The following is a 23,045-nucleotide window of genomic DNA, read 5'->3' as shown; positions in this document are numbered from 1 at the left end:
CAACCGCCTCACCCGGTTCGAGCGCCTGACGCCCCGCCACTCGGCCACCTCTCCGGGACTCCATCAAGCCACCCTCGCAACGGCCGTCCTCCCCCACCCGCATCAGACCCACCCCCCTCCCGTCCGACAACACACCTCACCCCCGCTCCACGCACCCGTCTCCCCTACGCCAACCGGGTGACCCAACGACATCCGCCCGCCCCATCCACCCGTCCCATCACACCCACCAGCCCAAGCCCCCCCACACCCCCTACGCCCGACCACCAGCCCCTCCACCGCGCCCCCGACCCCGACCCCGACCCCGACCCCGCCCCCGGCGCCGCCACGCCTTGGTCCCCCCGTCCCCACCCCTGCCCCGCCTCCGCTCCGCCCACGGGACGCAGTGCACCGGCAGCAGGCTCAGCCCCCATCCCCCGGCCGCCACCATCCCCTCGACGGTCCCCGACGCATCCGGCCACAGCGTCATCCGCAGTACGGCCCAGCACCACAGGCCCCCCGCGGCGGCCCCGGCCGCCAGCCGGACCGGGGATATGCCGAGCCGGGCGAAGAAATCGCACCCCCTAGCCATGGCTGCCTCCTCCGGTCGACGCTAGACGGGCGCGGCCACCCAGCGGGAGGGCGCACCGGGGCACAACCGGCGCGAACGTTTCGACGGGGCCCGCTCGTCCATGCCCCGTTCTCCGGGATCTCGGTCTCCCCCGGTATTTTCGCCCCCCGCCACCCGGCCCGCATCCAGACGGCTGCCCGCGCCCGCCCGTCTTCGCACGCCAGCGCATACACGTGCCTCCCCGGCACGCCGCCCGGTGTCTCTTACGCTGCACTGATTGATCACCGCCCCGCGGCGGGCACCGCCCGAGATCCACCGAACGGAGGCCTTCCGTGAGCGCCGATTCCCCCGCCCGCGAGCTGCGCATCGGAACCCGTACCAGCCCCATGGCCCTCGCCCAGACCGACCACGTCACCCGGCTGCTGCACCGGCTCGACCCGCAGCTGCGGACCGTGACCGTCCCGGTCCAGACCGAGGCCGATCTCTGGCACGGCGACCTGTCCGGCACCGGCGGCAAGGGACTGTTCGTCAAAGCCATCGACGCGCAGTTGCAGAGCGGCGACATCGACCTCGCCCTGCACTGCCTCAAGGACGTGCCCGGCGACGTGCCGCTCCGCGCGGGTCTGGTCGTCGCCGCCCACTTGGAGCGCGCCGACGTCCGGGACGTCCTGGTCGTCCCCGCGCACTCGGCGGCGCGCCACCTCGACGACCTTCCGCCCGGGGCCCGGATCGGCACCGCCTCCGTACGCCGCCGGGCCCAACTTCTGCGTATCCGCCCCGATCTGCGGATCGTTCCCGTACGCGGCGCCGTCGGCACCCGCCTGGACCTCCTGGACGGCAAGCGGGACGCGCACGTCGAGCTGGACGCGATGGTTCTGGCGAGCGCCGGGCTGGCCCGGCTGGGCCTGACCCACCGGGTGCGGCAGGTCTTCGAGGTCGAGGAACTGCTGCCGGCCGTCGGGGCAGGCGTCCTGTCGCTGGAGTGCCGCCGTGCCGACGGTGACGTGGCCGCGCTGCTGGAGCGGCTCAACCACGAGCCCACGCTCACCGAGGCGACCGCCGAACGCGTCATGCTCCAGGGCCTGCGCGGCCACTGCAACAGTCCGATCGCGGGATACTGCGTCACCGGTTCCGACGGCCGGCTGTCCCTGCGCGGCCTGGTCTTCTCCCCGGACGGCACCGCCTTCGCGCAGGTGCACCTGAGCAGCGACGCACCGCACGACCCGGCCGCGCTCGGCGCGCACGCCGCCACCGAACTCCTCAGCCAGGGGGCACGCTCCCTGATCGACACGGGAACACCGCTCTGATCCCCCGCCCGTACGGCGCTCCGGCACCGCATCCCCATCCGCATCCCCATCCGCGTCCGGCATCCGCACCCGCACCCGCACCCGCACCCGCACCCGCACGAGAAGAGACCTCCCCGGGCTTCCCGGAGGAGGTCTTCCGCTCGTCGGACCACGACACGACCGTCAGCTCATCGGCCTCCGGTCGGACTTTGGCCGGACTCCGATCGGACTCCGGCCGTCAGCCGGCCTGGCTGCTGTCCTTGAGGGTGCCCCAGCCGTGCCAGCGGTCGATCTCGATCCAGGCGCTGACCCGGGCGCGGTCGCGCCGCGGGTAGGCATCGCCGAGGTAGTGGTGGGCCAGCCGGTCGATGTCGGCCAGGTTCTCGTCCTCGCGGAACTCGGTGACGCGGCCGATGATGCTGATGTGGGTGTACCAGCTCGACTCGTCGAGGATGGTGATCGTCACCCGGGGGTCGTTGCGCATGTGCTGCAGGCGCTTGCGGCCCTCGTCCATGTTGACCAGCACCCGGCCGTCGTCCCAGAGGTACCAGGTCGCCGTGGAGACCGGCTGGCCGTCCGACCGCAGGGTCGTGATGACGGACGGGTTGGCCTTCTCCAGCATGGCGACCGCCTCGCGCGGCAGCGGGGGTTTCGACATAGCGGACACTCCTCCATACGTTGCTGATCCGGCGTTCGTTTGCCCACCATGATCGTCCGCCCCCACCCTCCCGAACCACAGACACGCCACCCGCACGCTCACCCAGCCGGTTGCACGCCGAACATTTCTCTACGGCATCAGCAACGGCGCACGTCGGCTGCATCTGGGGACGATCATCCGCACCCGGTGCGCGGGGCGTGCGCCCTCCCTCCGGCCCGTCACGCTCCGCTACCGTCGGCACCTCGGACACGGCAACCAACGGGGCCGCATCATGGACATGAAGCACAGGAGCCCGATCGGGGATGACGGGCAGCAGCCAGGTCGGCCGATTCCGCCACCTGAACCGCAGCCCAAGCCGGACCAGAAGTGACCACCCCCACCCCAACCCCCGCCACCCTCCTCTCCCACCTGGCCAACGCCCTCGGCCACCCCGTTCCGGCCCCCTGGGCCCAGGCCGTGCACGCCGTGCCGCGGGACCGGTTCCTACCGGAGCGGGTCTGGATTCGCGACGGTGCCGGTGGCCATGCGCCCTGTGACCGCTCCACGGACCCGGTCCGCTGGGCCGAGGCCGCGTACAGCGACGTACCGCTCGTCACGCAGATCGCCGAGGACGACGACGGGTTCCGGGAGCCCACCTCGTCCGCTTCCGCCCCCGGCACGGTGCTGCGCATGATCGAGGAGGCCGCGCTCGCCGACGGGCACCGCGTACTGGAGATCGGGACCGGCACCGGCTACCACGCGGCTCTCCTCGCCCACCGGCTCGGGGCCGACCACGTGGTGAGCGTCGAGATCGACCCGGTACTGGCCGACACCGCCCGCGCCAACCTGACGGCCGTCGGCCTCGCCCCCACGGTCGTCACCGGCGACGGAGCCCTCGGCCACGCCGCCGCGGCCCCGTACGACCGGATCATCTCGACCTGCTCCGTACGAGCCGTCCCCGCGGCCTGGCTCGCCCAGACGCCGCCCGGGGCCCGCCTCGTCGTGCCGTGGAGCACCAGCTGGATCACGTACGGCACGCTGGTCCTCACCCGCGGTCCCGACGGCACGGCCATCGGGCAGTTCGCGGGCTACGGCTCCTACATGGTCATGCGCGGCCATCGCGCGACCGCCGACCTCGACCGCGACATCCTGAAGGCGGGGCAGCGGCCCAGCCGTTCCAGTACGGCACTGTCTCCCTGGGCCGTGGCGGGGAACAGTCTCGACGCACAGTTCGCGGTCGGCCTGCGCGTGCCCGACGTGTGGCACTCCTGGGACACCGGCACGGACGAAGCGCACACCCGCCTGTGGCTGGCCGACGACGACGCGACGTCATGGGCGTCGGTGGACTACGACGGCCGGCAGACCGCCGCCTTCCCCGTACGGCAGCACGGCCCGCGCCGCCTCTGGGACGAGGTGGAGGCGGCTCACCGGCAGTGGGCGAGCGTCGGCGAGCCGGCCATCGCCCGCCACGGCCTCGTCGTCACAGCCGAAACGCAGCAGGTCCGGGTTACGGCGACAGCGCCAAGCGCCCCCCTGGCCATGCCGGAGGGGCGCTGATGCGGCGCTGACCGCCGTGAGTGAGTGACCGTGAACGGTCAGGCGGACTCCGCCTGGAACATCCAGTGGTGCTTCTCCAGATCAGCGGTCAGGCCGATGAGGATGTCCTGGGTGACCGGGTCGGGCTTGTCCGTGGTGCCGATGCGCTCGCGCATCCGGGCGATCACGGCGCCGAGCGCGTCGACCATGACGCGTACGACCTCGGCATCCTTGATCCAGTTGTCCTGCACCGTGTCGATACCGCTGGTCTTCGCGACCGTCTCGGCCCGGCCGTCCGGGGACACACCGATCGCCGAGGCGCGCTCGGCAACCGTGTCGGCGTACGCGCGCGCCGTGTCCACGACATCGTCCAGCTGGAGATGCACGGACCGGAAACGCGGACCGATGATGTTCCAGTGGACCTGCTTCGCCACGAGCGAGAGATCCACCAGGTCGACGAGGGCTCCCTGCAGTGCGTCCCCGACCACCTTGCGGTCGTCGTCGGACAGCGTGCTCTTGACGACAGACATCCTTTTACTCCTTTTCGGGCGAATGACTCCGCTTCGCCCATCGTACAAACGATTAATCCTGTCTGTACGGATCGGGTACCCAGAAGCGACGCAGTAATGCGCGCACGTGTCCCACCCGATTCCACCTGATGACGAAAGTCCCAGCAGCCCCTGACGAAAGTCCCCGCACCCCCTTCCCTTCGGCCCGACCGAAGGCCCCGGAAAGCCCTGAGCCCCGTACAGCGGCTGCCGTACGGGGCTCTGGGAAGTCTTTGGGTCGCACTCAGGGAACGCCTACGGAGGCGCCGAGGCGAGGAAGGGAGTGGGGATCACGTTGGGGGGGGTGGGTGGCAGTGGGAAAAGCGAGGAGGCTGGACGGCCACGTGAGAGGGCGAACGCCGCCACTCCTCGCCGGACGCCGGAGGCGCAACCCCCGGGCCGACCGTCGGCAGCTGCCCACCGGGCCGAGCCACCGCCCGACGCACCACCGGCCGATGCACCCGCCGATCCGGCGGACGCGGCAGGCTCAGGCCGCGACGACGTCGACGGCCTCCGCGGGCGCCTTGATCGTCACGCGGTCCTCCGGGACCCCGGCCAGCGAGGCCACGGACACCGAGTTGAGCTTGGGGCGGACCGGCGCGGGCACCGGGTCGCTCGCGGCCGCGGACCGTGCCAGCTCCGCGAGTGCCAGTTCGTCGCTGACTTCCCGCATGAGCTCGGACATGCGTACATCGAGCGCGTCGCAGATCGCCGAGAGCAGTTCGGAAGAGGCTTCCTTCTGTCCCCGTTCGACCTCGGACAAGTAGCCGAGCGACACCCGGGCGGAGGAGGAGACCTCGCGCAGGGTGCGGCCCTGGCGCTGACGCTGTCGGCGCAGCACGTCACCCAGCAGGCGACGAAGCAGAATCATCGCTGGCTCCCTCCTCGGACCTCGGATCCGGATCCTTCTCGCCCCACCGTACCGCCTTGGGCCTCGGCCGTGCGGGGCGCGAGTTCGTGTTCACTCAGGGCTGCAAACATCAAATTTCCCCCCGTTGTTCCGTATCCTGTGCCGTCGCATTCTCTGTCAGTTCGCTCACCAGCAGCCGGAGCGCTGCCGCCACCGTGTCCTGCCGGATCCGCTCGCGGCCGCCGTCAAGCGTGAGGCGCAGCACGCCGCCCGCGCCGCCGGGGCCGTCGGCCGCGACGAAAACGGTGCCCACGGGCTGTCCGTCCTGAGGGTCCGGTCCGGCAACCCCTGTAGTGGCGATACCCCAGTGCGCGCCCAGCACACGCCTTACACCACGGGCCATCTGGCGGGCAACCTCCGCGTGAACAGCTCCGTGCGTGTCGAGGAGCGGCCCGTCGACACCCAGGATGTCCCGTTTGAGCCCGGTCGCGTACGCCGTCACGGAGCCCCGGAAGACCCGGGAGGCTCCGGGTACCCCGGTGAGCGCTCCGGCCACCAGGCCGCCCGTCAGGGACTCGGCCACCGCCAGGCTCTGCCCGCGCGCCGCGAGCACGTCGAGCGCCCGCGCCGCCACGGAGCGCGTTCCGGAGCCCTCTCCGGCCCCTCCGCCCGCTTCCCCACCGGCCCCACCGGCCCCGCCGGTTTCAGCGTGCATTTCCGCAGCCACTTCGGAAGGTCGCCCGTGCGGCCGCCGCCGGCCTCACCGCGCGGATTCCCCGTCGCGGTGCGCCTCCGCGGCCGTCCTGGCCCGCTCCTCGGCCTGTACGGCCCGTGCCTCGGCCAGTCCGGCCCGCCGCAGGACGACCGCCTGCCGTACGTAGTCCAGCCCGGTCACGACGGTCAGCGCCACTGCCACCGCCATCACCCACCACCGGAACGACGCCAGCGGCCCGGTCAGCACGAGCACGTACATGCCCACCGCGGTGCCCTGCGCGAGCGTCTTCAGCTTCCCGCCGCGGCTGGCGGGGATCACTCCGTGTCTGATCACCCAGAACCGCATCAGCGTGATGCCCAGCTCGCGGAAGAGGATGACGCCCGTCACCCACCACGAGAGATCGTCCAGCACGGACAGACAGATGAGCGCCGCGCCCATGATCGCTTTGTCCGCGATCGGGTCGGCGATCTTCCCGAAGTCCGTGACCAGGTTGTACTGGCGCGCCAGATGGCCGTCGAACAGGTCGGTGATCATGGCGATGGCGAACGCCGCCCAGGCGAACGAGCGCCAGGCCGGGTCGTAGCCGTCGCCGTGCATCAGCAGCATCACGAAGCCCGGTACGAGCAGCAGCCGCACCATCGTCAGGACGTTGGCGATGTTCCACAGCCCGACCGTCCGGACGGCCGGCGCCGGGCGGTGGTGCCCACCGGCCGCGGAAGCCGGGACTCCGGTCATCTGCCCGCCTCCTCAGTACACGGCGCGCCGTCCACCGACAGCACCTCGGCCACCAGGTCGACGCCTTCACTGGACACGACCTTTGCTTCGACCATACGACCCGGCGCAAGGTCGAGTGCGGTCCGCAGCAAGGTGACGCCGTCGGTCTCGGGGGCCTGGTGCGCGGCGCGCCCCACGATCCCGTCCTCCTCGTCGACGCTGTCCACCAGGACCGTGAGGGTCTCCCCCAGCCGCTCCTCGGCGCGCTGCGCGGTCAGCTCCTCGGCCAGCCGGGAGATGTGCGCGAGGCGCTCGGCGACCTCGTCCGGGTCGACCTTCTTCTCGTAGGTGGCGGCCTCGGTGCCGTCCTCGTCGGAGTAGCCGAACACGCCGATCGCGTCCAGCCGCGCCCCGGTCAGGAAGCGCTCCAGCTCGGCGACGTCGTCCTCGGTCTCGCCGGGGAAGCCGACGATGAAGTTCGAGCGGGCACCGGCCTGCGGCGCCTTCGTACGGATCTGCTCCAGCAGGCCCAGGAAGCGGTCGGTGTCGCCGAAGCGCCGCATGGCGCGCAGCACGCCCGGCGCCGAGTGCTGGAAGGACAGGTCGAAGTACGGGGCGACCTTCTCCGTCTGCGTCAGCACGTCGATCAGGCCGGGACGCATCTCGGCGGGCTGCAGGTAGCTGACCCGGATGCGCTCCAGGCCGTCGACGGCCGCCAGCTCCGGCAGCAGCGTCTCCAGCAGGCGGATGTCGCCCAGGTCCTTGCCGTAGGAGGTGTTGTTCTCGGAGACCAGCATGATCTCCTTCACCCCCTGCTCCGCCAGCCAGCGGGTCTCACCGAGCACGTCGGAGGGGCGGCGGGAGATGAAGGAGCCGCGGAAGGACGGGATGGCGCAGAACGAGCAGCGGCGGTCGCAGCCCGAGGCCAGCTTCACGGAGGCCACCGGGCTGGTGCCCAGGCGGCGCCGCAGCGGCGCGCGGGGGCCGGAGGCGGGCGCCACGCCTTCGGGCAGGTCCGCGGGGGCCGGGGCCGGGGCGGCCTCGCCGTGGCCGGGCAGGGCGACGCCCGCGGCGTCCTGACGCTCGGCCGGGCTGATCGGCAGCAGCTTGCGGCGGTCGCGCGGGGTGTGAGCCTCGACGTTGCCGCCGCTCAGAATCGTCCGCAGCCGGTCGGAGATGTCGCCGTAGTCGTCGAAGCCGAGCACGCCGTCGGCCTCCGGGAGGGCGTCGGCCAGCTCCTTGCCGTACCGCTCGGCCATGCAGCCCACGGCCACCACCGCCTGGGTGCGGCCGTGGTCCTTCAGATCGTTCGCTTCGAGCAGGGCGTCGACGGAGTCCTTCTTCGCGGCCTCGACGAATCCACAGGTGTTGACGACGGCGACATCGGCATCGGCGGCTTCCTCGACGAGGTCCCAGCCGTCCGCTGCCAGGCGGCCTGCGAGCTCCTCCGAGTCCACCTCGTTACGGGCGCAGCCAAGAGTGACAAGGGCGACGGTACGGCGTTCGGGCATGGAGTCAGCCTACTTTGTCCCGGCAACCTCCCTCGCTGCCAGGGTTGCCCCGTCCGCCCGGCGCCCCGGGACGGGCCTGTTCAGCCCGCCTGCGGGCCTGCCGAGTAGCTCAGCCGCTCGACCGCACCCTTGTCCCCGACCTTCTCGACCTCCTTGCCGTTGACGAACAGCTGCACGACACCGGCATTGCCGACGACCAGGTCGATCCGCTTCTTGTCCGTGAAGGTCTTCGACTCGCCCTTCTTGAGCAGGCCGTCCTCCAGCAGGCGGCCGTTGCCGTCCTTGGCGGAGATCCAGCTCTGCCCGTCCTTCGCGATGATCTTGATGGTGACCTTGCCCTTCGGTACGCCCGCGACGGCGCTCTCCGAGGGCCCGGGGGCGGTGGTGGGCTTGGCCGTCCTGCCGGACTTGCCGGCGGCGGGCTTGGTCGGCTGCACCGGCGCCACGGTGTTGTCACCCTCGGCGACCGCGCTCCCCTTGTCACCACCGCTGAAGAGGGTGAAGCCCACGAAGCCGACGACCGCGACGATGGCCGCGACCATCGCCGCCGTCCAGTTCGGGCGGCCCCGCTCGGGCCGGATGCGCTCGGCCTCGAAGAGCGGCGCGGCGGGGGTCGGCTCGGGGCGGCCGCCCCGGTCCCCGTCGAACTGCGCGATCAGCGGTTCCGGATCGAGCCCGACGGCGCGCGCGAGGGTGCGCAGATGCCCCCGCGCGTAGACGTCGCCGCCGCAGCGCGAGAAGTCGTCCTGCTCGATGCCCTGCACGATGGGCACGCGCACCCGCGTGGAGGCACTGACCTCTTCGACGGTCAGTCCTGCGTCGATACGGGCCTGCTGGATGGCGCGGCCGATGGAGGGCCGGTCGTCTTCGGGGGAGTTGCCGATGGACACGTGGGCGCCTTTCGAGCGTGAGCCACCTGCTGGAGGTTCAGTCTAGGGGTGTACCGAAAGGGTCGGGCAAGCGGAAGTGCGGTCTTTGTACGCCATCAGAAGGCCGCAGGAGGCCGCCGGACGCCCGGTCCGGGTGCCGATGCCGAGACATCCTCCCACCACCTCCCTCAAGTTGACGTATCGGCGGGAGAAACGGTTGCTTACGCTCTCGCACGCCTCCCTCGGACCGCTCGTACGAGTGAATCTGGAGCGTGGCTACTGGACTTCCGCGGCTACGGGGCTTCCGCCCTCGCCACCACAGGCGCCGCCCGTAGGGCGCCCTACGGGCGGGCAGCAGCCACGACGGCCCCAGGAGTGATCGGCGCTGCCCCGGCACGCCCCTAGGAAGGCGTCTCCCCCCGAATGACCGCCAGTACGCCCTCCAGTTCGTCGGGCTTGACCATGACGTCGCGCGCCTTCGACCCCTCGCTCGGCCCGACGATGTTGCGCGACTCCATCAGGTCCATCAGCCGGCCGGCCTTGGCGAAGCCCACCCGCAGCTTCCGCTGGAGCATGGACGTGGACCCGAACTGGGTGGAGACCACCAGCTCCGCCGCCTGGCACAGCAGGTCCAGGTCGTCGCCGATGTCCTCGTCGATCTCCTTCTTCTTGGCGGTGCCGACCGTGACGTCGTCCCGGAAGACCGGCGCCATCTGGTCCTTGCAGTGCTGGACGACCTCCTGGACCTCGTCCTCCTGTACGAACGCGCCCTGCATCCGCACCGGTTTGGTCGCGCCCATCGGCAGGAACAGGCTGTCGCCCTTGCCGATGAGCTTCTCCGCGCCGGGCTGGTCGAGGATGACCCGGCTGTCGGCGAGCGAGGAGGTCGCGAACGCCAGCCGGGACGGCACGTTCGCCTTGATCAGGCCGGTCACCACGTCGACCGACGGGCGCTGGGTGGCCAGCACCAGGTGGATGCCGGCGGCGCGCGCGAGCTGGGTGATGCGGACGATGGAGTCCTCCACGTCCCGCGGCGCGACCATCATCAGGTCCGCCAGCTCGTCCACGATGACCAGCAGGTACGGGTACGGCGACAGGTCGCGCTCGCTGCCCTCCGGCGGCTTCGCCTTGCCGCTGCGCACCGCCGCGTTGAAGTCGTCGATGTGCCGGTAGCCGTACGCCGCCAGGTCGTCGTAGCGCAGGTCCATCTCGCGCACGACCCACTGCAGGGCCTCGGCGGCCTTCTTGGGGTTGGTGATGATGGGGGTGATCAGGTGCGGGATGCCCTCGTACGCCGTCAGCTCGACGCGCTTGGGGTCGACCAGCACCATCCGCACCTCGTCGGGGGTGGCCCGCGCCATCACGGAGGTGATCAGGCAGTTGATGCAGGACGACTTGCCGGAGCCGGTGGCGCCCGCGACGAGGATGTGCGGCATCCGCGCCAGGTTGGCCGAGACGTACCCGCCCTCGACGTCCTTGCCGAGCCCGACCAGCAGCGGGTGGCTGTCCTCCACCGACTCCGCCGAGCGCAGCACGTCGCCGAGGTTGACCATCTCCCGGTCGCTGTTGGGGATCTCGATGCCGACCGCGGACTTGCCGGGGATCGGGCTGATGATCCGTACGTCCGGGCTGGCGACGGCGTACGCGATGTTCTTGGCCAGCGCGGTGATCTTCTCGACCTTGACCGCGGGGCCCAGCTCGATCTCGTAGCGGGTGACCGTCGGGCCGCGGGTGAAGCCGGTGACCGCCGCGTCGACCTTGAACTCCTGGAAAACGGTGGTCAGCGACGCCACGACGGCGTCGTTGGCGGCGCTGCGGGTCTTGCCCGGACCGCCGCGGGTGAGCAGGTCCAGCGACGGCAGGGAGTAGGTGATGTCGTTGGACAGCAGCAGCTGCTCGGCCCGCGAGGGCAGTTCGCCGGACGGTTCCGGCGCAGCCTTCGTGAAGTCCGGCACCGGGCCCGACTGCTTGTCCTCATTGCCCTGGCCCGCGCCCCGTGCGGGCGGCACCGAGCCGCTGTCCGGCTGCCGCCCGGCGGCGGACCGCTCGCCGTCGCGGCGTTCACCGTCGCGGCGCTCGCCGGAGATGCTGCTGCTGAGGTCGGCGACCAGCGGGGACGGCTGGACGCCGTGCAGGACGGCGCCGTCCAGCGAGGCGGCGGCCGCGGCGGCGACGTCCACCGCGTCCATGGGCCGGTCGGCGGGCTGCAGAGGCGTACGGCGCCCGCGGCGGCGCTTGGCCAGCGCCGCCTCCTCTATGGCGTCCGGGTCGTCCGCGGGCTCCTGCCCGGCGGCGCGCCGCGCGCCCCGCCCGGACCGGTCGCGCCAGTCCTCGGCGTACTCCTCGGGCTCCACGGCCACCGGCTCGGGCTCGTACACCTCGACGAGGCCCAGCCGGGCGCCGAGCAGCCGCAGCCGCTGCGGGATGGCGTTGACCGGCGTGGCGGTGACGACCAGCAGGCCGAAGACGGTGAGCAGCACCAGCAGCGCCACCGCCAGGGTCTGGCCGACGGTGAAGATCAGCGGTTTGGACGCGACCCAGCCGACGTAGCCCCCGGCGTCCTGCATGGCCGCTATGCCGTCGCCCCGGCCGGGCGACCCGCAGGCCATGGCGACCTGTCCGAGGATGCCGACGACCAGGGCGGACAGGCCGATCACGATCCGCCCGTTGGCCTCGGGCTTCTCCGGGTGCCGGATCAGGCGCAGCGCGATGCCGCCGAGCAGTATCGGCACGACCAGGTCCAGGCGGCCGAAGGCGCCGGTGATCAGCAGCTCGACCAGGTCGCCGACCGGGCCGCTGAGGTTGGACCAGGTGCCGGCCGCGATGACCAGGGCGAGTCCGAGCAGCAGCAGCGACAGCCCGTCCTTGCGGTGCGCGGGGTCCAGGTTCTTCGCGCCGCGCCCGACGCCGCGGAACATCGCGCCGACGCCGTGCGCCACACCGAGCCAGCAGGCCCGGACCAGGCGGTAGACACCGCCGGTGGGCGACGGCGCGGGTCTCGGCGGCGCCTTCTTGGCGGCTGCCTTCTTCGCCGGTGCGCGCTTGGCGGGGGCGGTCTTCTTGGCGGGCGCCCTCTTGGCCGGAGCCGACGCCTTCTTCGCCGGTGCTTTCTTCGCGGCAGCCTTCTTGGCGGCGCCCCCGGACTGTCCGGCGCGCTGCTTCGAGGGGCCCGCCGTGCTCTGGGAACCCTTGCCGGACGTACGTGAGGCCATGGTGACGAGATTACAGGCGACGGCCACAGTGACACGAGCGCTCGGGCCTTCACCCATCCGTGTCGCGCACCGCGTCGGACACTTCACGCCGACGGCTCACGACACCGGCCGTACACACGGCTCATGATGGCACGTCAGGCCGCGCCGGGCACCGGATGGCACCGGATGCCACCGCGACGGCCCGCAAGCCGCCCAGCGGGCCGCTGGAGCGCCTGTCGGCGCCGCGCGGGGCGTACCTAGGAAGCGCCGGTGCCCGTGCCGGGCTCCAGGGCGTCCAGCGCCCGCCGCAGTCCGGTGAGCTTGCGCTCCAGATGCGCCGCCGTCGCGATGGCCGCCGCGTCCGCCGACTCGTCCAGCTGCTTGGAGAGCGCCTCGGCCTGCTCCTCCACGGCGGCGAGCCGGGCGGACAGCTCGGCGAGCAGCCCGGCGGGCTCCTTGGCCTCGTCCGCGGCGGCCCGGCCGCTCTCCAGCTGGAGCCGCAGCAGTGTCGCCTGCTCCCGCAGTTGACAGTTCTTCATGTACAGCTCGACGAAGACCGAGACCTTGGCGCGCAGCACCCACGGGTCGAACGGCTTGGAGATGTAGTCGACCGCTCCCGCCGCGTAACCACGGAAGGTGTGGTGCGGGCCGTGGTTGATGGCGGTCAGGAAGATGATCGGGATGTCGCGTGTGCGCTCGCGCCGCTTGATGTGCGCGGCCGTCTCGAATCCGTCCATCCCCGGCATCTGCACATCGAGCAGAATCACCGCGAAATCGTCGGTGAGCAGTGCCTTGAGCGCTTCCTCCCCGGACGATGCCCGCACCAGCGTCTGATCGAGCGCCGAGAGGATCGCCTCCAGCGCCAGCAGATTCTCCGGCCGGTCATCGACCAGGAGGATCTTGGCCTTCTGCACCATGGCCCGTCCTCCTCGCCCCGGCAATGAACCGGACGCCGCCCCAGGGGACGGCTCTGTCATGCCGCCCGTCCTTGTGCCGGTCATCGTAGCCGCACCCCGCCTGTCGCCACACCCTGTCACCGCGATGTCACTGTGTACGTAGCACAAACGCAGTGAGAGACCAGAAGGTTCCCCGAATACCGCTCTCCCACACGTGGCCGGCCACACTGAGTCAACATGCGGGGAACCTTACGAGCCTCATTTGACGAACGTGTCACCGCGTGCGCATCCATTGCTCCATCACCGTCAGCAGGTGGTCGGTGTCCACCGGCTTGGTCACGTAGTCGGACGCCCCGGACTCGATGCTCTTCTCCCGGTCGCCCTTCATCGCCTTCGCGGTCAGCGCGATGATCGGCAGCCCGGCGAACTGCGGCATCCGCCGGATCGCGGCCGTGGTCGCGTAGCCGTCCATCTCCGGCATCATGATGTCCATCAGGACGAGCACCACGTCGTCGTGCTGCTCCAGGACCTCGATGCCCTCCCGGCCGTTCTCCGCGTACAGCACGGACAGCCCGTTCTGCTCCAGCACGCTGGTGAGCGCGAACACGTTGCGGATGTCGTCGTCGACGATCAGCACCTTCTCGCCGTGGAAACCGCCGTCGAAACCGGACGACACCAGGTCCTGGCCGTTGCCGATCCAGGGCTCCTCGGCGGGCGTCTGCGAAGGCGCCTCGACCGGCTGCGGTGCCGGCGGCGGCGTGGGCGCGGCCGGCAGCGCGGGCCGCGGCCCCGCAGCGGCGACCGGGCGACGGCGCCGGTGGTTGGGCCCCGGCCCGCTGCCCCGGGACTGCACGACGCCGGCCTGCGCGGCCTCCTCGGCGGCCGCCCGGCCGATCTCCGCGTCCCGCGCCTCGGCGTCCATCGCGAGCCCGCCCGCGACCAGTTGCGGGTAGCCCTGCGGCGGCAGCCCGCCCGGGTTGTGCGGCAGGTAGAGCGTGAAGGTCGAGCCGCGGCCCGGCTCACTGGCGGCGTGGATCTCGCCGCCGAGCAGCCGCGCGATCTCCCGGCTGATGGACAGGCCCAGGCCGGTACCGCCGTACTTGCGGCTGGTGGTGCCGTCCGCCTGCTTGAACGCCTCGAAGATCACCCGCATCTTGCTGGACGCGATGCCGATGCCGGTGTCCGTCACCGAGAACGCGATCATGTCGGCGTCCGGCTCGCGCAGCGCGCCGTGCTCCAGCAGGTGCTCGCGGATGTCCGCCGGCACGTCGTCACCGGCCGGCCGGATGACCAGCTCCACAGCGCCGCTGTCGGTGAACTTCACCGCGTTGGCCAGCAGGTTGCGCAGCACCTGGAGCAGCCGCTGCTCGTCGGTGTGCAGCGTGGCGGGCAGTTCCGGGGAGACCCGTACGGAGAAGTCGAGTCCCTTCTCCGCGGTCAGCGGCCGGAACGTTGCTTCGACGTAGTCGACGAGCTGGACCAGCGCGATACGCGTCGGGCTGACGTCCATCTTGCCGGCCTCGACCTTCGACAGGTCCAGGATGTCGTTGATCAGCTGGAGCAGGTCGGAACCGGCGCCGTGAATGGTCTCGGAGAATTCGACCTGCTTCGGGGAGAGATTCCCCTCCGCGTTGTCGGCGAGCAACTTGGCGAGGATCAGCAGCGAGTTCAGCGGCGTACGCAGTTCGTGCGACATGTTCGCCAGGAATTCCGACTTGTAGCGCATCGAAACGGCCAGCTGCTCGGCGCGCTCCTCCAGAACCTGCCGCGCCTCCTCGATCTCGGTGTTCTTCACCTCGATGTCGCGGTTCTGCGCGCGCAGCTGCTCGGCCTTCTCCTCCAGTTCGGAGTTGGACAGCTCCAGCGCCTTCTGGCGGCTCTCCAACTCACCCGAACGCTCCTTGAGTTGTTCGGTCAGCTCCTGGGACTGCTTGAGCAGCACCTCGGTCTTGGTATTGACGGAGATGGTGTTGACGCTGGTCGCGATCATCTCGGCGATCTGGCTGAGGAAGTCCTTCTGGATCTGGGTGAACGGCTGGAAGGAGGCCAGCTCGATCACGCCGAGCACCTTGTCCTCGAAGAGCACCGGCAGCACGATCACATTCGCCGGCGGTGCCTCACCGAGCCCGGAGGCGATCTTCAGATAGCCGGAGGGCACGTTCTCCACCAGGATCGTGCGCTTCTCCTCGGCCGCCGTGCCGATCAGGGTCTCCCCCGGCCGGAACGTCGTCGGCATGGTGCCCATCGAGTAGCCGTACGAGCCCATCAGCCGCAGCTCGTAGACGCCCGGCTCCCCGCCGTCCGAACCGATCTCCCTGCTGTCGCCGGGCTGCGCGGCGAGGAAGAACGCGCCGTGCTGCGCCGAGACCGCCGGGGACAGCTCGCTCATGATGAGCGTCGCCACGTCCTTGAGGTCGCGGCGGCCCTGCATCAGGCCGGAGATCCGGGCCAGGTTGCCCTTGAGCCAGTCCTGCTCCTCGTTGGCGAGGGTGGTCTCACGGAGCGTGGCGATCATGGTGTTGACGTTGTCCTGGAGCTCCAGGATCTCGCCCGCCGCGTCCACGTCGATCCGGACGTTGTGGTCGCCCAGGGTCACCGCGGCGGCGACGGCGGCAATCGCGCGCACCTGGCGGGTCAGGTTGCCCGCCATCTCGTTCACCGACTCCGTCAGGTCCTTCCAGGTGCCGGCTACCCCGCGCACCTGGGCCTGGCCGCCCAGCTGACCGTCGGTGCCCACCTCGCGGGCCACCCGGGTGACCTGCTCGGCGAAGGACGACAGCTGGTCGACCATCGTGTTGATGGTCGTCTTCAGGGCCAGGATCTCGCCCCGCGCATCGATGTCGATCTTCTTGGTGAGGTCGCCCTTGGCGATGGCCGTGGTGACCATCGCGATGTTGCGCACCTGGCCGGTCAGGTTGTTGGCCATCGAGTTCACCGACTCGGTCAGGTCCTTCCACGTACCGGCGACGCCGGGTACGCGGGCCTGGCCGCCCAGGATGCCGTCGGTGCCCACCTCACGGGCCACCCTGGTGACCTCGTCGGCGAACGACGACAGCGTGGTGACCATGGTGTTGACCGTGTCGGCGAGCTGCGCGACCTCGCCGCGCGCCTCGACCGTGACCTTCTTGGTCAGGTCGCCGTTGGCGACCGCCGCCGAGACCTGGGAGATGTTGCGCACCTGGATGGTCAGGTTGTTGGCCATCAGGTTGACGTTGTCGCTCAGGTCCTTCCAGATGCCGGTGACGCCGGGCACCCTGGCCTGGCCGCCGAGCTGGCCCTCGGTGCCCACCTCACGGGCGACGCGCAGCACCTGTTCGGCGAACAGGGACAGCTGGTCGACCATCGTGTTCACGGTGGTGACCAGTTCGAGGATCTCGCCCTTGGCATCGACGGTGATCTTCTTGGACAGGTCACCGCGCGCGACCGCGGTGGTCACCTCGCCGATGCTGCGCACCTGGGACGTCAGGTTGTTCGCCATGAAGTTGACGGACTGCGTGAGGTCCTTCCACGTACCGCTGACGCCCTGCACCTCGGCCTGGCCGCCGAGGATGCCCTCGGTGCCGACCTCGCGGGCCACCCGCGTCACCTGGTCGGCGAACGAGCCGAGCTGGTCGACCATGGTGTTGAGGGTGTTCTTCAGCTCCAGGATCTCGCCCCGGGCGTCCACGTCGATCTTCTGCGACAGGTCGCCGCGCGCGACCGCCGTCGCGACCTGCGCGATGTTGCGGACCTGGGCGGTCAGGTTGCCGGCCATGCCGTTCACCGAGTCGGTCAGATCGCGCCAGACGCCCGCGACGCCGGGCACCTGCGCCTGTCCGCCGAGCCTGCCGTCCGTACCGACCTCGCGGGCCACTCTGGTGACCTGCTCCGCGAAGGCCGAGAGCTGGTCGACCATCGTGTTGATGGTGTTCTTCAGCTCCAGGATCTCGCCGCGCGCGTCCACGTCGATCTTCTGCGACAGGTCACCGCGCGCGACCGCCGTCGTCACCTGCGCGATCTGCCGCACCTGGGACGTCAGGTTGCCCGCCATGAAGTTGACGGAGTCGGTCAGTTCCTTCCACGTACCGCTGACGCCGTCCACCCGGGCCTGACCGCCCAGCCGGCCCTCCGTGCCCACGTCCCGCGCCATCCGCGTGACCTGGTCGGCGAACGAGGACAGCTGGTCCACCATCGTGTTCACGGTGTTCTTCAGCTGGAGCATCTCGCCGGAGACGTCGACGGTGACCTTCTGCGACAGATCGCCGTTGGCGACCGCCGTCGTCACCTGCGCGATGTTGCGCACCTGGCCGGTGAGGTTGCGGAAGGCCGTGTTGACGGAGTCCGTGAGGTCCTTCCACGTTCCCGCGGCGCCCGGCACCGCGGCCTGGCCGCCGAGCTCGCCCTCCACGCCGATCTCCCGCGCGACCCGCGTGACCTCGGCGCCGAACGAGGAGAGCTGGTCGACCATCGTGTTGACGGTGTTCTTCAGCTCCAGCATCTCGCCCGCGACATCGACGGTGATCTTCTGGGACAGGTCACCGTTGGCGACCGCCGTCGTCACCTGCGCGATGTCACGGACCTGACCCGTCAGGTTGCGGAAGGCGTTGTTCACCGAGTCGGTGAGGTCCTTCCACGTACCCGCGGCGCCCGGCACCTGCGCCTGCCCGCCGAGCTGGCCCTCGGCCCCGACCTCGTTGGCGACCCGCGTGACCTCGTCCGCGAACGTGCGCAGCGTCTCGGTCATCGTGTTGATCGTGTCGGCGAGCTGCGCGACCTCGCCGCGCGCGCTGACGGTGACCTTCTGCGACAGATCGCCGTTGGCCACCGCCGTCGTCACCTGGGCGATGCCGCGCACCTGCGCGGTGAGGTTGCCGGCCATCAGATTGACGGAGTCCGTGAGGTCCTTCCAGACCCCCGCGACACCCGGTACCTGGGCCTGGCCGCCCAGCTCACCCTCCGTGCCGACCTCGCGCGCCACGCGGGTCACCTCGGAGGCGAAGGAGGAGAGCTGGTCCACCATCGTGTTGACGGTGTTCTTCAGCTCCAGCATCTCACCGGCGACATGGACGGTCACCTTGCGTGACAGGTCGCCCTTCGCGACGGCGGTGGTGACGAGCGCGATGTCCCGCACCTGCGCCGTCAGCCGGGACGCCATCGTGTTGACGGACTCGGTCAGGTCCTTCCAGGAACCGGACATGCCGCGCACCCGCGCCTGCCCGCCCAGCTTGCCCTCCGTACCGACCTCGCTGGCGACCCGCGTCACCTCGTCGGTGAACGCCGACAACTGGTCCACCAGGCCGTTGACCGTACGGCCCACCTTCAGGAACTCCCCGCGCAGCGGATGCGCCGAGGTCCCGTCCGTGCCGCGCGAGCGCAGGTCCATCCGCTGTTCGAGGTCGCCCTCGGACACCGCGGAGAGCACCCGGCCCACCTCGGACACCGGTCGTACGAGATCGTCGACCAGGGCGTTGGACGCGTCGATGGCCGCCGTCCAGGAGCCCTCGCAGGCTCCCGACTCCAGCCGTTCCGTGAGTTTTCCCTCACGTCCGACGACCCGGCGCACCCGCGCCAGCTCTCCCGTCAGGTGCAGATTGCGATCCGCCACCTCGTTGTAAACAGCGGCGATCTCCGACATCACTCCGTCGCCGGAGACCGTCAGCCGCTTACGGAAATTCCCGTCCCGCATCGAGACGAGAGCAGCCAGCAGCCGGTTCAGCGCAGCCGTATCCACCTCAGTCGTCCCGTTGCTCCGGGAACGTCCGCCTTTCGCGCGCGTGCTCGTGCCCCGCGCCGCTGCGCCAGACTCCACCGTGTCCCTCCCGCAGGGTCGACCGTTCTAACCGGGCCTTCTCTTTGAGCTTGCCCAGTGTTTCACCATGCCCCAACCAGGCCATAACAGTTCGGCAGCATCGCATACCGTCCCGAGCACGATCGGGGCGGAAACACACGTGACCGGCATCCGCACGCGCGGCGAAGGTAAGTAACCTGGCATCCGGCTGTCCACCCGCCCTGGCCGTCCAGCACGGGCAGTGGGCGAGCACACCAGGCTTTCGGAGGGGCGCCGCCATGGTGGGAGAGCAGATCACCGACACACGCATGAGGAGACCAGTGATCACCGCGCGGGCCGCTGCCACGTTCGAGCCGGTCGGCCGCTCGGTCGCCACCGCCCGCGCCTTTGTGCGCGACACCCTCCAGGGCTGGGGCTACGGCGACATCGTCGACGACGCCGTCGTCCTGACCAGCGAACTGGTCACCAACGCCGTCGTCCACGCGGGCACCGCCGCCGACGTACTGTGCCTGCGCACGGACGGTGGCGTACGCATCGAAGTCGCGGACCGCTATCCGGAGCGTGAGATCCCCCTCCAGAACACCGGCCGCGCATTCGCCCATCCGGATCGCGAGGGCGGCCGCGGGCTCCTGCTGTGCGGCGCGCTGGCCAGCCGCTGGGGCGTGGAGTACACCGCCTCGCAAAAGCACGTCTGGTTCCAGCTCGACCTGCCCGAACGCCCGGCCGGCACCCGCTCGGCGGGCCCCGCCCTGCCCGTGGACGCCCTGCCCGTCGCCGACAGCCGGGCCCGCGTCGCCGTCGTCCAGATCGACCGCGGCGGCTGCATCAGCTTCTGGAACGAGGACGCGCGGGACCTCTTCGCGTACGACCCCGAGCAGGTCGTCGGCAAGCCGCTCACCGACTTCGCCGCCTGGCCGCACACCCCCGGCACCGGCACCGGCATCGCCGAGGCGCTGCTGCTCTCCCGCTGGGAAGGCTCGTACGGAATACGGGGCGCCGACGGCCGCGTCGTCCCGGTCTACGCCTCCCACCTGCGCGTCCGCGACGCCGACGGCGAGCCGTACACGGTCTGCCTCCTGGTGCGCGACCATGAGCGCGCCATCCTGCAGAGCCCGCTGCGCACCCCCGCCCCGGACACGGCCGCCCAGCCGCCCGAGGGCCGCGGCCCCGCCGACCCGTTCGAGGTCTTCATCGGCTCGCCGGCCCCCGACGACCTGGACGGCCTGCTCCAGCGCACCGTCGAACGCGCCCGCGACATGCTCGACGGCGACGCCGCGTACCTCCTGCTGGCCACCGACGACGAGACCGAACTGGAGGTACGGGCCTCCACCGGCCTGCCCTCGGCCCGCCAGCGCTTCGCCCGGGTCCCGGTCGAGGCGGGCTCCGGCCGCTACGGCTCCGCCCGTATGCCGGCCGTCCACGAGGATCTGACGGCCGTCCCCGGCGCCGTCCCGCTGCTCTCCGGCACGGGCATGCGCTCGGTCGTCACGGTCCCCCTGAAGGTCGAGGGCCGCCTGACCGGCTCCCTGGGCGTCGCCGCCGAAGCCCCCGGCCGCTACACGAACGAGGAGGCCCTGCGCCTCCAGTTCGCCGCCGACCGCATCGCGCTGGCCGTCGAGCGGGCCCGCCTGACCGAACTGGAACGGCTGCGCCGCGGCTCCCTCTCCTTCCTCGTCGAGGCCTCCGACCTGCTCGCCGGCACCCTCGACCGGGACCAGACGCTGGCCCTGATGGCCCAGATGACGGTCCCCACCCTGGCCACCTGGTGCGCCGTGTACACCGTCGCCGACCAGGCGTCCGAGCCGGAGCTGTCCTACGTGCTGCACGAGGACGAGGACCGCATCGACGGCCTCAAGTCGCTCCTGATGAAGGTCGACCCGCCGGAGCCGGTGCCCACGCCCGGCGCCCGGCTGTGGAACGCGCCCACCGACGCCGCCCACGACGCGGCCCTGCGGACCTCCCTGCGCAGCCTCGGCCTGGGCAACTCGGCCCGCCCCTCCACGGGCCCCGGCGCCACCCTCGCGACCGCCTCGGCGGTCGGCGGCGAGACCGTCGTGCTGCCCCTGGTCGCCCGCAACCGCGTCATCGGGATGCTCACCCTCGGCAAACCCAGCGAGGAGCACTTCCGCCAGGAGATCCTGGAACTCGCCGAGGACCTCTCCCGGCGCGCCGCGCTCGCCCTGGACAACGCGCGCCTGTATTCGGAGCGCACGGCCATCAGCCAGTCCCTCCAGCGCAGCCTGCTGCCCCCTGAGCTGCCCGAGGTGCCCGGCGTCGAGGTCGAGGTCATCTACCGCGCGGCCGGCGAGGGCAACGAGGTCGGCGGTGACTTCTACGACCTCTTCCCCATCCGCGACGGCGCGTACGGCTTCGCCATCGGCGACGTCTGCGGTACGGGCCCGGAGGCCGCCGCGGTCACCGGCCTGGCCCGGCACGCGCTGCGCCTGCTCGCCCGTGAGGGCTTCGGCGGCCCCGCCGTCCTGGAGCGCCTGAACGCCGCGATCCTCGACGAGGGCGCCCGCAGCCGCTTCCTGACGCTGCTGTACGGCGAGCTGTGGCCGCAGCGCGACGGCAGCGCCGTCCTGAAGGTCGTCTGCGCCGGTCATCCGCTGCCGCTGCGCCTGCGCCAGGACGGCACGGTCGAGCCCGCGGCCGAGCCGCAGCCCCTGCTGGGCGTCATGGACGACCTGGAGCTGTACGAGCAGACCGTCACGCTCGATCCGGGCGATGTCCTGCTGTGTGTCACCGACGGCGTCACGGAGCGCCGTGAGGGCACCCGGATGCTGGGCGACGACGGGCTCACGGACGTCCTGACGACCTGTACGGGCCTGACCGCCGGTGCCGTGGCCGCCCGCATCCTGCGCGCGGTGGAGCGTTTCGCCGCCGAACCGGCGTCCGACGACATGGCCATCCTCGCCATGCGTGTCCCCGAGGTCCCGCTCACCGCGTGACCCGGGGGCCCGCCGGGCCTTCCCCCTGAATCTTTCCCGGGAATGCGAAAAGGCCCCCGCCATCTGGCGGGGGCCTTTTACCGTGGAGCCCCAATACGGAATCGAACCGTAGACCTTCTCCTTACCATGGAGACGCTCTGCCGACTGAGCTATTGGGGCGCGGCAACGGGATAAACCTTACCCGAACGAGGCCGGTAAACCGAATCGCGTCCCGCTCACCCCGAAGAGTGCATCCGCACTCCCCCGCAAAAGGGATTTTCAGAACGCCGGCTGCAGCAGTCCGCCGAGTGCGTTGCAGGCAGCGGCCATCCTTTGCAGCTCGCGCCGCGACAGCTCGGCACGCACCGGCAGCGCCAGCGTCTCGTCCACGGCCCGCTCGGTCTGCGGCAGGAACACGTCCCGCCGCAGCGCCGGCAGCCGGTACACGGGCGCCTGTACGGGCACCTTGCACGTGACGCCGCGCGACCGCAGGGCACGCGCGAAGGCGTCCCGGTCCGGCCTGCCGTTCCCCGGCACCCGCACGACGTACTGCTCGTACGTGTGACCCGCGACGGCATGCGGCGTCAGTACGCCGGTCAGCCGCCCGTCCAGGTAGGCGGCGCGATGCTGCCGACGCCGCACGCCGTCCCGGTCCGCCCCCTCGGCACCGGGTTCGTCGGCGGCCACCACGAGCAGGCCGTGCCGCCGCCCTGTCTCGCGGATCCAGCCCAGGTCCGCCGGCCGGCCAAAGCGGTGTACGGCGACGACCGCGGCCGTCCGCGGCGTGACCGCGTCGGCCACCGCGGCCGGGTCGAGGCAGAGGCTGTCCGCGTCCACATCGGCGTAGACCGGCAGCGCACCCAGCTCCACGACTGCCTCGGCGACCTCGGAGTTGCCGTACGCCGGCACCACCACCTCGTCGCCTTCGCGGACACCGGCCGACCTGAGCGTTCCCACTGTCCCCATACCGCGGATACTGACCACATGAAGTGAACATGAAGTAACGCGGCGGACTGCACCATGAGAACAAAAAAGCTCCGGTCCCTGA

The 23,045-nt window shown here is 71.0% G+C and carries 14 protein-coding genes and 1 tRNA gene; 3 read left to right on the top strand and 12 right to left on the bottom strand.

Annotated features, from left to right (window positions below; genetic code table 11):
- The first annotated feature begins 879 nt into the window (after positions 1–879).
- Positions 880–1,854 carry a hydroxymethylbilane synthase gene (gene hemC / locus A6A06_RS07355; RefSeq protein ID WP_073760297.1) on the top strand — a complete coding sequence of 325 codons (975 nt, stop codon included), beginning with the start codon at positions 880–882 and terminating at the stop codon, positions 1,852–1,854.
- A gap of 217 nt (positions 1,855–2,071) precedes the next feature.
- On the opposite strand, the gene A6A06_RS07350 is transcribed toward hemC, so the two are convergent.
- Positions 2,072–2,491: a PPOX class F420-dependent oxidoreductase gene (locus A6A06_RS07350; protein WP_073760295.1), complete on the bottom strand. Its 420-nt coding sequence runs from the start codon at positions 2,489–2,491 to the stop codon at positions 2,072–2,074.
- A 366-nt stretch (positions 2,492–2,857) separates the two neighbouring features.
- Here A6A06_RS07350 and A6A06_RS07345 point away from each other — a divergent pair, with 366 nt between their 5' ends.
- Positions 2,858–4,027: a methyltransferase domain-containing protein gene (locus A6A06_RS07345; protein WP_242440620.1), complete on the top strand. Its 1,170-nt coding sequence runs from the start codon at positions 2,858–2,860 to the stop codon at positions 4,025–4,027.
- A gap of 38 nt (positions 4,028–4,065) precedes the next feature.
- Here the strand turns inward: A6A06_RS07345 and A6A06_RS07340 are convergent, their stop codons facing one another.
- The 9 genes from A6A06_RS07340 to A6A06_RS07300 form a co-directional block, all read right to left on the bottom strand.
- Entirely contained in the window at positions 4,066–4,536 is a 471-nt protein-coding gene (locus A6A06_RS07340) for a Dps family protein (protein WP_073760293.1), read from the bottom strand.
- A gap of 505 nt (positions 4,537–5,041) precedes the next feature.
- Positions 5,042–5,425, bottom strand: coding sequence for a helix-turn-helix domain-containing protein (locus A6A06_RS07335; protein ID WP_073760291.1), 384 nt, complete (start codon positions 5,423–5,425; stop codon positions 5,042–5,044).
- A 109-nt stretch (positions 5,426–5,534) separates the two neighbouring features.
- Positions 5,535–6,038 carry a CinA family protein gene (locus A6A06_RS07330; protein ID WP_073760289.1) on the bottom strand — a complete coding sequence of 168 codons (504 nt, stop codon included), beginning with the start codon at positions 6,036–6,038 and terminating at the stop codon, positions 5,535–5,537.
- A 126-nt stretch (positions 6,039–6,164) separates the two neighbouring features.
- Entirely contained in the window at positions 6,165–6,854 is a 690-nt protein-coding gene (gene pgsA, locus A6A06_RS07325; RefSeq protein WP_073760287.1) for a CDP-diacylglycerol--glycerol-3-phosphate 3-phosphatidyltransferase, read from the bottom strand.
- Entirely contained in the window at positions 6,851–8,344 is a 1,494-nt protein-coding gene (rimO, locus tag A6A06_RS07320; protein ID WP_073760285.1) for a 30S ribosomal protein S12 methylthiotransferase RimO, read from the bottom strand. Before rimO ends, pgsA begins: the two co-directional genes overlap by 4 nt.
- Before the next feature lie 80 nt (positions 8,345–8,424).
- On the bottom strand, positions 8,425–9,234 hold the full coding sequence (locus A6A06_RS07315) for a helix-turn-helix domain-containing protein (protein ID WP_073760283.1): 810 nt from the start codon (positions 9,232–9,234) through the stop codon (positions 8,425–8,427).
- Between the two features lie 380 nt (positions 9,235–9,614).
- Positions 9,615–12,425: a DNA translocase FtsK gene (locus tag A6A06_RS07310; RefSeq protein ID WP_199930741.1), complete on the bottom strand. Its 2,811-nt coding sequence runs from the start codon at positions 12,423–12,425 to the stop codon at positions 9,615–9,617.
- A 236-nt stretch (positions 12,426–12,661) separates the two neighbouring features.
- The gene (locus A6A06_RS07305) at positions 12,662–13,321 is read right to left on the bottom strand and encodes a response regulator (protein ID WP_073760279.1); all 660 of its coding nucleotides are present in this window, start codon (positions 13,319–13,321) and stop codon (positions 12,662–12,664) included.
- A gap of 253 nt (positions 13,322–13,574) precedes the next feature.
- Complete coding sequence (locus A6A06_RS07300; RefSeq protein WP_073760277.1) at positions 13,575–19,088, bottom strand: HAMP domain-containing protein; 5,514 nt, start codon at positions 19,086–19,088, stop codon at positions 13,575–13,577.
- A gap of 287 nt (positions 19,089–19,375) precedes the next feature.
- On the opposite strand from A6A06_RS07300, the gene A6A06_RS07295 reads away from it, so the two are divergent.
- Positions 19,376–22,018, top strand: coding sequence for a SpoIIE family protein phosphatase (locus tag A6A06_RS07295; protein ID WP_242440619.1), 2,643 nt, complete (start codon positions 19,376–19,378; stop codon positions 22,016–22,018).
- Positions 22,019–22,101: 83 nt separating this feature from the next.
- Here the strand turns inward: A6A06_RS07295 and A6A06_RS07290 are convergent.
- A tRNA-Thr gene (locus A6A06_RS07290) sits at positions 22,102–22,177 on the bottom strand.
- Positions 22,178–22,276: 99 nt separating this feature from the next.
- Positions 22,277–22,963, bottom strand: coding sequence for a DegT/DnrJ/EryC1/StrS family aminotransferase (locus A6A06_RS07285; protein WP_073760272.1), 687 nt, complete (start codon positions 22,961–22,963; stop codon positions 22,277–22,279).
- Between the last annotated feature and the right edge of the window lie 82 nt (positions 22,964–23,045).

This window comes from Streptomyces sp. CB02923 (assembly GCF_001905005.1).
Lineage (GTDB): Bacteria > Actinomycetota > Actinomycetes > Streptomycetales > Streptomycetaceae > Streptomyces.
Note: the sequence above shows the minus strand (reverse complement) of the source record. Positions and strands in the feature narration are given on the sequence as shown.

Bases quoted from the DNA above. Each gene is read 5' to 3' on its own strand.
- A6A06_RS07305 (WP_073760279.1), bottom strand. From the start codon at position 13,321: ATGGTGCAGAAGGCCAAGATCCTCCTGGTCGATGACCGGCCGGAGAAT.
- A6A06_RS07310 (WP_199930741.1), bottom strand. From the start codon at position 12,425: ATGGCCTCACGTACGTCCGGCAAGGGTTCCCAGAGCACGGCGGGCCCC.
- A6A06_RS07335 (WP_073760291.1), bottom strand. From the start codon at position 5,425: ATGATTCTGCTTCGTCGCCTGCTGGGTGACGTGCTGCGCCGACAGCGT.
- rimO (WP_073760285.1), bottom strand. From the start codon at position 8,344: ATGCCCGAACGCCGTACCGTCGCCCTTGTCACTCTTGGCTGCGCCCGT.
- A6A06_RS07285 (WP_073760272.1), bottom strand. From the start codon at position 22,963: ATGGGGACAGTGGGAACGCTCAGGTCGGCCGGTGTCCGCGAAGGCGAC.
- A6A06_RS07295 (WP_242440619.1), top strand. From the start codon at position 19,376: ATGAGGAGACCAGTGATCACCGCGCGGGCCGCTGCCACGTTCGAGCCG.
- pgsA (WP_073760287.1), bottom strand. From the start codon at position 6,854: ATGACCGGAGTCCCGGCTTCCGCGGCCGGTGGGCACCACCGCCCGGCG.
- A6A06_RS07340 (WP_073760293.1), bottom strand. From the start codon at position 4,536: ATGTCTGTCGTCAAGAGCACGCTGTCCGACGACGACCGCAAGGTGGTC.
- A6A06_RS07350 (WP_073760295.1), bottom strand. From the start codon at position 2,491: ATGTCGAAACCCCCGCTGCCGCGCGAGGCGGTCGCCATGCTGGAGAAG.